The following is an 8,900-nucleotide window of genomic DNA, read 5'->3' as shown; positions in this document are numbered from 1 at the left end:
GCGCTGGCTGACATCCTCCAGCGTCCACTGGTTGGCCAGGCGAAGCTCCTTGAGGCGTTCGCCGAGACGTAGTGGTTCCACGAAGGGCTTGCGACCGGATGCAATACGCAGCGCGGCCTGCTGATCGGTGGTGGCTGGCATGGGCAGGTTCACTATAGGAAACAAGTTTCTCCAAAGCGTACCATAATTGGCGCGAAACGCATTGCCATAGCGACATTTACGCACCGGATCGCGACGGGGTGTTTCCTGGCTCGGAGGAATGCGCCTCAGCCGTCGAAGGGCAAGCCCAGCAGTGCACGCACGTGTGCCTCGGCACCGCGACCGAGCGAAGCGGGGTCGTAGCCTCCCTCCAGGACGGAAACCAGACGATTGTCGGCATAAAGGGCGGCGATCTCCATGGCCATATGGGTCACCCAGTAGAAGTCCTCGTCCTCCAGGCAGAGCTCTGCCAAGGGATCCTCGCGGTGGGCATCGAAGCCTGCCGACACCAGCACCAGCTCCGGCTTGAAGGCGTGCAGGGCCGGCAACCAGTCGTTCTCGATCTCACGGCGGAAGGCAGTACTGTCGGTACCGGCATCCAGCGGGGTGTTGACCACGTTCTGCCATTCGCTGCGCAGGTAACGCCAGGGGTAGAAGGGGTACTGGAAGCTGGTGCAGATCAGGATGTCAGGATCGTCCTTGAAGATATCGATGGTGCCATTGCACTGATGAACGTCGAAATCGAGGATGGCGATACGCCGGGCACCGTACTTGGCCCGGGCGTGGGCGGCACCGACGGCGACATTGTTGTAGAAGCAGAAGCCCATGGCATCGGTGGCTTCGGCGTGATGTCCCGGTGGTCGCACGGCACAGAAGACATTGTCGGCCTGGCCGCGATAGACCTGCTCAACCCCGCGTATCACCGCGCCGGCGGCCATGCGTGCGGCCTGCAGACTGTCGGGGTTCATCATGGTGTCACTATCCAGGGTGACGATGCCGGTTTCGGGCACGCACTTGTCCAGTGCTCTGAGATGACGCAGCGGGTGAACCCGAGCCAGTTCATCCTCGGTGGCTTCACGGGCATCCGACTGCATTGTCTGCTGCAGCAGACCCGAGAGGGAGAGACGAGCCTGGATGGCCTCGAGCCGCAGAGGGCTTTCCGGATGCTCCGGGCCCATATGGTGAAGATGGCAGTCCGGGTGGGTAATGTAAGCCGTGATCATATGGGCGCTCCACAATGACAAGGGTCACCATAATGCCAGTAACCCCTTGCACAACAGTGTCAATAAGTCGTACACAGGATGGCAGGAACTGACTTCGTGGAGAAAGCGACTTGGGCACCCGATTCCTGCGGCACTTCTTCGAGCCGCGAACCATTGCAGTGATCGGGGCATCGGAAAAGCCTCAATCCATAGGCGGGTTGGTCATACGCAACCTGCAGGAGGCCGGCTTTCCAGGCTCCATCTGGGCGGTGAACCTCAAGGGCTACGCGTCGGTCTTCGGCCAGCCCTGCGTTTCCCGCATCCGTGACCTGCCCGAAACACCCGACCTGGCCGTCATCTGTACGCCGGCACACAGCCTGCCCAAGGTGATTACCCGGCTGGGACGGCTCGGTGTGAAGGCGACCCTGGTACTGTCCGGGGGGTCTCACCTCGACGAGGCCAGGGAGGGCAAGGCGTCCATACGCGAACGAATGCTGGTGGCGGCGCGGGAGTCGGGGATCCGGGTGCTGGGTCCGGAATGCATGGGGCTGATCGTGCCGGGGCGCAAGCTCAATGCCTCCTACGCCAGTCAGCCGGTCAAGGCGGGCCGGGTGGCCTACCTGGGGCAGTCGGGTATGCTCGGCAACGCATGATCGATTGGGCCGCGGGCCGTGGCATCGGTTTCTCACACCTCATTACCGTAGGCGACAGTGTCGACGTGATGCTTCCCGACCTGCTCGACTATATCAACCAATACTCCCCCACCCAGGCGATCCTGCTGCACCTGGAGCGCATCCAGGACTCCCTGCACTTCATGACTGCGCTGCGCGATGCCTCGCGTAACCGGCTGGTCCTCGCCATCAAGAGCGGTCGAACTCCGGAGTCCGACCTCTCCAACATGCCGCCGACACCGGGTATTGCCAACCGTGACGTTGTCTTTGACGCGGCGTTTGCCCGTGCCGGCGTGGTTCGGGTCAACGATTCCGATGAGTTGTTCGATGCGTTGATGACCCTGTCCCAGATGAAACCGCTCAAGGGCGATCGGCTGGCCATCGTCTCCAACGGCCTGGGGCCGGCGTTGCTCGCTATCGACAAGCTGATCAGCGCCGGGGGCAAGCTGGCGAGTTTTTCCGATGAGACGCGAGCAGCACTGAAGAAAGGCGACTTTGACATGAGCAGGCCCGGGGAAAACCCGGTGGATCTCGGTGGCAACGCGACGCCCGAAAAGCTGGTCGAGGTACTGGAGGTCGTTGCAGCCGACCCTGGCGTGGACGCCGTTCTGGTAGTGCATGCCCCAACTCGCCTGGCACCCTCAAAGGTCACGGCACAGGCCGTCATCGCCAATCGCAAGCGGTTTCGCCGCAATCTGCTGACCAGCTGGATGGGGCTCGAGGCTGCCCTCGACGCCCGAAATGAGTGCAGCGCAGCGGGCATACCAACCTATGTTTCGCCGGAGAAGGCGGTGAAGGCCTTCATGCACATGGTCGATTACCAGCGAGTCCAGGCGCTTCTGCAGGAGACTCCGCCGACGCTTCCTTTCGCCACGACGCCTGATATCCGCGCCCGTTGCCGCACCCTCATCGAGGAAGCCAAGGCCGAGGGGCGGGAGACCCTGTCACACTCCGAGACCGCCCAGGTGCTCGAAGCCTACGGTATTTCCGTTGCCCCGAGTCACTATGTACAGACAGCGGAAGAGGCCTTCGCCGCGGCCGACAACATTGATGGTCCCATGGCCCTGAAGGTGGTGCATGAGAGCAACTGCCGGCCATTTCGCTACCGTCGGCAACCGCAACGGCTCTCGGCGGGCCTGCTGCAGGACCTTCACTCGCCCCAGCAGGCCGCCGAAGGTGTCACGCGCCTGGGTGACAAGCTACGGGAACGGTTCCCACCGGTGAGGATTCGCGAGTACTGCCTTCAGCCCATGCAGCGGGGCAAGCACTCGATGCAGATATGCGCCGGGATCACCCGGGACCCGATATTCGGTCCACTCATCGTGTTCGGTATCGGTGGCTACAAGGTCAACGTGATGGCCGATCGCCAGGTGGCGCTACCGCCGCTGAACATGACCCTGGCATCCGATGTGGTGGGCCGCACCCACGCCGCCCGACTGATTCGTGAGCACTCCAGCGATCCGGAACGGGACCTGAAGCGCCTCTGCCAGCTGCTGGTCCAGCTATCCCAGATGGCTTCCGATCTGCTCGAACTGCGCGGCCTGGAGCTCAACCCGCTGCTGTTGAACCGCGACGGCGTGCTGGCAGTGGATTTCGCCATGGACCTGGGTAATCCGGCCCGTTTCGCGATCATGCCCTATCCTGAAGAGCTGCGTGAGTGGACAACGCTCAAGAATGGCATGACGGTGGAGGTCCGCCCCATTCGTGCGGAGGACGCACCGCTGATCACCCATTTCCACAGCCAGCTCTCCGAAGAGAGCATCCGTTTTCGTTACTTTCACAACAAGTCTGACCTCAGCCAGCGTGATCTCTCGATTCTGTCGCATATCAACTATGATCGGCAGATGGCCTTCATTGCCGAACATCGACGAGAGGATGGCAGCAAGGAGATGCTGGGCGTTGTGAGGGTGTGGAACGATCCGGACAATATCCGGACCGAGTTCTCGGTGATCGTCCGTGACGACATGGCCGGGCAGGGGTTGGGAAGCCTGCTGATGAAGAAAATGATCGCCTATTGCAAGAGCGTGGGCACCCTGGAAATGATTGGAAAGATCATGGTCGACAACCACCCCATGCGGGCGCTGATGAAGCACCTGGGCTTCCGTTGCCGCTATAACGTGGAGGAACAGGTGGTGGACGCGGTGCTGCGTCTCAACGAGCCCGAGAACGAGTGGCAGCGCCACCGTCTGGAGAGCTTGCCGGACTGAAGGCGCTGGGGTCCTGGGTTGAGAGGGGCCTGGTGTGTCTCGCTGCTCTCCCGACCCCTCACCGAAGTGCTCAGGGCGCCATGCGGAAGAAGTGCCAGCTACCGTCGCGCAATTCGTAGCGGATACGATCATGCAACCGGCTGGGCTGGCCCTGCCAGAATTCGATCATTTCCGGTATGACCCGGTAGCCTCCCCAATGGACGGGGCGAGGGATCTCCTGACCTTCATAGGCTTGCTCGAAGCGGTGCTGTCGCTCCTCTATCCACGTTCGACCGGGGATGACCACGCTCTGGGTGGCGATCCAGGCACCGAGCTGGCTGGCACGCGGGCGGCTGTTGAAATAGGCGTCCGATTCGTCGTCGCCAACCAGTTCGACGCGCCCCTCGACGCGAAGCTGGCGACCCAGTGACGGCCACCAGAAGGTCAGCGCTGCATAGGGCACGTTGGCCAGCTCGCTGCCCTTGTGGCTGTGATAGTTGGAGTAGAAGACCAAACCTCTTTCGTCATACCCCTTGAGCAGAACGATCCGCGCATGGGGCAGGCCCTGGCTGTCAGCGGTGGCCAGCGTCATGGCATTGCCATCGTCGCCTTCGGCGTCCAGTGCCAGGGTGATCCACTCGTCCAGAAGCACCATGGGATCAGCGGGCACCTTGTTTTCTTCCAGCTGGCCACCCTCATAGTCGCGCCGTATGTCGGCGATCTTTCGTGTCATGGCGTTCTCCTAGAAAATTTTGTACATGGTCGCTTCTGCACGGCCGAAGCACAACACTCGATTCGCAACCCACATCGGTACTCGGCCAAGTGGCTCCCCCAGTGGTGCTGTTCCGCTGGCCAGGATGACGAACAGAAGTGATTGTTCGACCGGTGGCGGACGAATCGGACAGGGAAAGGGAAACCAGCGAGAGCGTACTCCATTCCTGGGTGACGAGGCATCGTGCGGTGTTATCGTTTCGCTATCATTCTATTCTAGGTGAATTTTTGCGGCGACAGGGATATCCATCAGGCGAGTCAACCGCAGAGCGGCAGGGGGTCGATATGCACTATTCGGTATGGGATCTTCCGATCAGGCTGTTTCACTGGGGCTTGGTGGGTGGCGTGGGGCTGGCGTTCTACACCATGAAGCTGGGTGGTGCTCCTTTCCTGTTTCCCGTCCAGGTCCATGCCAAGGCGGGCTATGTCGTGCTGGGGCTGCTTCTGTTCCGCTGGCTCTGGGGCTGATCGGCAGCCCCCACGCTCGATTCCGGAACTTTCTTCATGGCCCGGCGACGATGCTCGCCTATGCTCGTCACCTGCTCAAGGGCACGCCCCCCGTCTACGCCGGGCACAACCCGCTGGGGGGCGCAATGGTACTCATCATGCTGGTGTCGTTGACCTTTCAGGCCACAAGCGGCCTCTTCCTGACCGATGACATCTTCTTTCGTGCGCCGCTGTACGGCCTGTTTGGCCGCGATGTCAGTCGCGAACTGCAGACGCTGCACCATCTCAACGCTGATCTGCTGATGGTGCTTATCGCCGCGCACCTGCTCGCCCTGATCGTCCATCGATTGAAAGGTGAAAGCCTGGTGGTGGCCATGTTCACCGGGCGGAAGCGACTGCCGAAGGAGCCGGAAGATGCGTCTGTGGGGACGGCAGGGCGTGGGCGCCCCAACAGATGGCTTCTGCTGGCCGCCATGGCGCTGGCGGCCGCACCGGTGCTATGGCTTTGGAACGCGTGACAGGCTCAATCTGCCCGATAGTTGTCGTGACAGCCGCGGCAGGTGTTGGCCACGGCGGCCACCTGTTGGCGCATGGCGCCGAAATCATCCCCCTGGGCCAGCTCGGCCAGGGTGGCGGTTTCCTCGATGAGCGTGCGCTGCCTTGATTCGAAGTCGTCCCAGTCGTCGGCGATCGCGGCCAGGGCATCGGTATCGACACCGTGGCCATCGCCGCGCAGCGATCCTTCGATGAAGCCCTCCCAGGGCAGGGAGGCCAGGAAGGCGAGGTTTTCGGCTCGATGGGCAAATTCCTCGGCATCGTAGTCGATATCCCCCTGGGCCATGGCGCCCAGCGGACCAATATTCCATCCGATCACGCCAAGCGCGCTTTGACGATAATGGATGGCATCCTCCACGTCGCTGGCCTGTGCGATGGCGGCGAAAGCCAGGCCCGCTGACAGGGCGCAGGCTGCCAAGGTGCTCTTCAGTGTCAATGTCATCACGATCTTCCTGGGTGCTGGTTTTGTTGTTGCCTCGACGTTGGCGTAAACCTTAATCAAGTTAGCACGCTGTGAGAAAAGTGCATGATGGGATCAAGGCCGGCTGTCCCCCCGCATCTGGCGGCTACGAAAGCGAGCGTAGAACATGCAGCCGGTAAACAGTCCCAGCGCACTGATCGCCTCGAGGCTCCCCAGCAGGCCTTGGCCGGGAAGCGTGGCGACCATGACGCCCTGTGTGAAGTAGAGCAGGCTGACGAAGGCCAGCCAGGCGTGCCCCCGGGGGCGGCGACCAATGATCGATGGCAGGAACAGGACCAGGGGCAGTATCCGAACCAGAATCGGGGTCAGAGGATTGTCGCCGGCCTGCATCGACAGGCCGCTCCAGATCAACAGCACCATCAGCAAGCCGAAGCTGCCCAGCACCAGCTGGCGAGAGCGGTCGGTGAGGCTGTCGAGGCCATGGCGCGCTTCCAGATCCTCCATCCAGCGTCTCATGAGGCTCCCGTAGGCTCTGCATGGCCAAGGCCAGCCGGGCGATACGCTTGCCCTGGGCGCGTACGAGCCGCCGTTCGCTGTCGGCTAGCGGCTGGTCGCTGCGCTGGCCTGCCACATGGCTGGCTCCGTAGGGTGTACCGCCGGCGGTGGTGTCCATCAGCTCGGTCTCGCAGTAGGGTAGGCCGGCGTAAACCATGCCATGGTGCAGCAACGGCAGCAGCATGGAGATCAGTGTCGTTTCCTGGCCGCCGTGCAGGCTAGAGGTGGAGGTGAAGGCCGTGGCCGGCTTGTCGATCAGGGCGCCGTTGAGCCACAGCGTGCTGGTGGTATCGATGAAGTGCTTGAGCGGGGCGGCCATGTTGCCGAAGCGGGTCGGACTGCCCAGCGCCAGAGCAGCGCAGTGGCGCAGGTCGTCGAGGCTGGCATAGACGGCGCCCTCCTCGGGAATCTCGGGGTCGACGGCTTCGCAGGTGGGCGAGACGGCCGGTACGGTTCGCAGGCGCGCCTCGATGCCGGAAGTCGACTCAACGCCCGCGGCGAGCTGCTCGGCCATGGTACGGGTCGCACCGTGGCGAGAATAATAGAGAATCAACACATAGGGTAGAGGGTCGCGCATCTTGGCTCCTGGTGCGTGGAGAGTCTGGGCCCGCGTTCAATCGTCGGCGTGCAGGAGAGCGAGCACATCTTCCGGCGGGCGGCCCAGCACGGCGCGCTTGCCATCGTCCGCGATGGGACGTTCAAGCAGTCGTGGATGTGCCACCAGTGCCTGGATCACCTGCTCCTGATCCTGGAGGTCGATATCCAGGGATGCCCACTCGGGCTCCTGGGTTCTTATCAGCGCCTCGCCGTCCGCATCCAGTCTCGACATCAGGTCACGCAACTCCTCTTCGCCGAGGGGCTGGTCCAGATAGCGACGAATCGTCACCTCGGCACCCTTTTCCTGCAGCAGGGCGAGGGCCTGGCGGGATTTTGAGCAGCGGGGGTTATGGTAGAGCGTGATCGGCATGCGGGCTCCTCGATCCTTGGAAAGTGGCGGCTATTGTAGAAGGGGCGTCGTGCTCACCACAACTAAGGAGGCTGTCGGACTTAACGCTGATCTACTGCGAGATCCGATCAAGTCCGGCAGGCTTCTAGCCGTCGGCTTCGAGAAGCGCCTCGATACTGACGTCTTCGTCGGCCAGCCTGCGGTAGACCCACACCGAACGCCCGTCCGCCAGTTGCTTGGTAACGCGTGCATAACGAATGCCCAGCCGCTCGTAGCGATCCAGCCGCTCCAGCTCATCGGCACTGACCACGATCACCTCGCCTGTCACCTGCTCACCCGGTGCCTCGACCAGGTCCAGCCCCTCGCGGCGGAAGCCCTCCAGTACCGCTGGCTCGGATTCCCCGGCTCGGCCCATCACGATCCAGCGCACCAGCGAAAGGCGCAGGGTGCCATAAACGAAGACCGAGTGTGGCCCTTCATCGACCTCCGGAAGATGGTCGGGGCGATCATAGGTGAAGGGGCTGAGCATGGTGAACCAGAGCCAGGCCGCGATGGCCAGCGGCAGGGCCACCGAGGCGACCAACAGGTATCGCAATCCCTGCATGGGTGTTTCCTCACGCGATATGACGCGGCTTATCCTGCCATGAGAAGACCCCTGCTGTCCGGCTAAAACCCGATTCCCGGCTCTGGTAGGATATGAGGAGCCTGTCGAACTTGACGCTGACGGAGGTGGCCCATGAATCAGTCTGCCCGTGATGACCAGGACTTCCGAGCGATGATGAGTGATGTGCGGCCGCTTCCTGCTGCCTCAAATCGGGCCAATCCAGGACGGCGGAGGCAACATCCCACCGAGGCACAGCTGGCCCGTCGTGAAAGCGCCCAGGCCGAGACCGGCGAGGACAGCTTTCTCTCCGATGATTTCGTCGAGCTGCTGCCGCCCTTCGATCCGGTCGAGTATCGGCGTGTCGGCATCCAGCAGGGCGTGGTGGATCGCCTTCGCCAAGGTGGGTATCCGGCCCAGTCGCGGCTGCTCCTGTTGCGTCGCCCGCTGGGGGAGTGTCGCCGGGTATTGCCGGCCTTCATCCACGAAGCTATGCCCACGACCTGCGCTCGGTGCTGGTCGTGCACGGTCGCGGCCGCGAGATCGACAGCCGGCCTAATGTGCTG

General features: G+C 62.5%; 9 protein-coding genes and 3 pseudogenes. 4 read left to right on the top strand and 8 right to left on the bottom strand.

Translation table 11 applies throughout. From position 1 onward, the window contains the following. Together Q427_RS23130 and Q427_RS23125 are read right to left on the bottom strand one after the other, a co-directional pair. Nucleotides 1–141, bottom strand: a pseudogene (locus tag Q427_RS23130) (transcriptional regulator); the annotation flags it as partial. A gap of 125 nt (nt 142–266) precedes the next feature. Further along, nucleotides 267–1,202 (bottom strand): histone deacetylase family protein, encoded by a 936-nt coding sequence (locus tag Q427_RS23125; RefSeq protein ID WP_043517587.1) that lies wholly within the window; start codon nt 1,200–1,202, stop codon nt 267–269. A gap of 110 nt (nt 1,203–1,312) precedes the next feature. Between Q427_RS23125 and Q427_RS23120 the strand changes: the two are divergent. Continuing rightward, nucleotides 1,313–4,059 (top strand): annotated as a pseudogene (locus tag Q427_RS23120) (bifunctional acetate--CoA ligase family protein/GNAT family N-acetyltransferase). A gap of 70 nt (nt 4,060–4,129) precedes the next feature. Here Q427_RS23120 and pdxH read toward each other — a convergent pair. Then, nucleotides 4,130–4,771 (bottom strand): pyridoxamine 5'-phosphate oxidase, encoded by a 642-nt coding sequence (pdxH, locus tag Q427_RS23115; RefSeq protein ID WP_043517586.1) that lies wholly within the window; start codon nt 4,769–4,771, stop codon nt 4,130–4,132. Nucleotides 4,772–5,094: 323 nt separating this feature from the next. Here pdxH and Q427_RS34705 point away from each other — a divergent pair, with 323 nt between their 5' ends. Then, a complete protein-coding gene (locus Q427_RS34705) occupies nt 5,095–5,277 on the top strand; it encodes a hypothetical protein (RefSeq protein WP_231613875.1) in 183 nt (60 codons plus the stop codon). 50 nt (nt 5,278–5,327) lie between these two features. Further along, nucleotides 5,328–5,774, top strand: coding sequence for a cytochrome b/b6 domain-containing protein (locus Q427_RS23110; RefSeq protein WP_231613874.1), 447 nt, complete (start codon nt 5,328–5,330; stop codon nt 5,772–5,774). A gap of 5 nt (nt 5,775–5,779) precedes the next feature. On the opposite strand, the gene Q427_RS23105 is transcribed toward Q427_RS23110, so the two are convergent. The 5 genes and pseudogenes from Q427_RS23105 to Q427_RS23085 form a co-directional block, all read right to left on the bottom strand. Beyond that, nucleotides 5,780–6,253: a c-type cytochrome gene (locus tag Q427_RS23105; protein ID WP_051496630.1), complete on the bottom strand. Its 474-nt coding sequence runs from the start codon at nt 6,251–6,253 to the stop codon at nt 5,780–5,782. Between the two features lie 93 nt (nt 6,254–6,346). Next, the gene (locus Q427_RS23100; RefSeq protein ID WP_043517585.1) at nt 6,347–6,748 is read right to left on the bottom strand and encodes a DUF2069 domain-containing protein; all 402 of its coding nucleotides are present in this window, start codon (nt 6,746–6,748) and stop codon (nt 6,347–6,349) included. A gap of 4 nt (nt 6,749–6,752) precedes the next feature. Then, nucleotides 6,753–7,364: pseudogene (gene wrbA / locus Q427_RS30595) on the bottom strand (NAD(P)H:quinone oxidoreductase); the annotation flags it as partial. Nucleotides 7,365–7,400: 36 nt separating this feature from the next. Next, nucleotides 7,401–7,754 (bottom strand): arsenate reductase (glutaredoxin), encoded by a 354-nt coding sequence (gene arsC / locus Q427_RS23090; RefSeq protein WP_043517583.1) that lies wholly within the window; start codon nt 7,752–7,754, stop codon nt 7,401–7,403. 124 nt (nt 7,755–7,878) lie between these two features. Further along, nucleotides 7,879–8,337, bottom strand: a complete 459-nt coding sequence (locus tag Q427_RS23085) for a gamma-glutamylcyclotransferase family protein (RefSeq protein WP_051496629.1) — start codon at nt 8,335–8,337, stop codon at nt 7,879–7,881. A 132-nt stretch (nt 8,338–8,469) separates the two neighbouring features. Between Q427_RS23085 and Q427_RS23080 the strand changes: the two genes are divergently transcribed. Continuing rightward, the coding region (locus Q427_RS23080) for a Smr/MutS family protein (RefSeq protein WP_231613873.1) at nt 8,470–8,900 on the top strand (431 nt) is incomplete at its 3' end.

It is taken from the genome of Halomonas sp. BC04, assembly GCF_000568385.1.
This window is presented reverse-complemented; position numbering and strand designations above follow the sequence as displayed.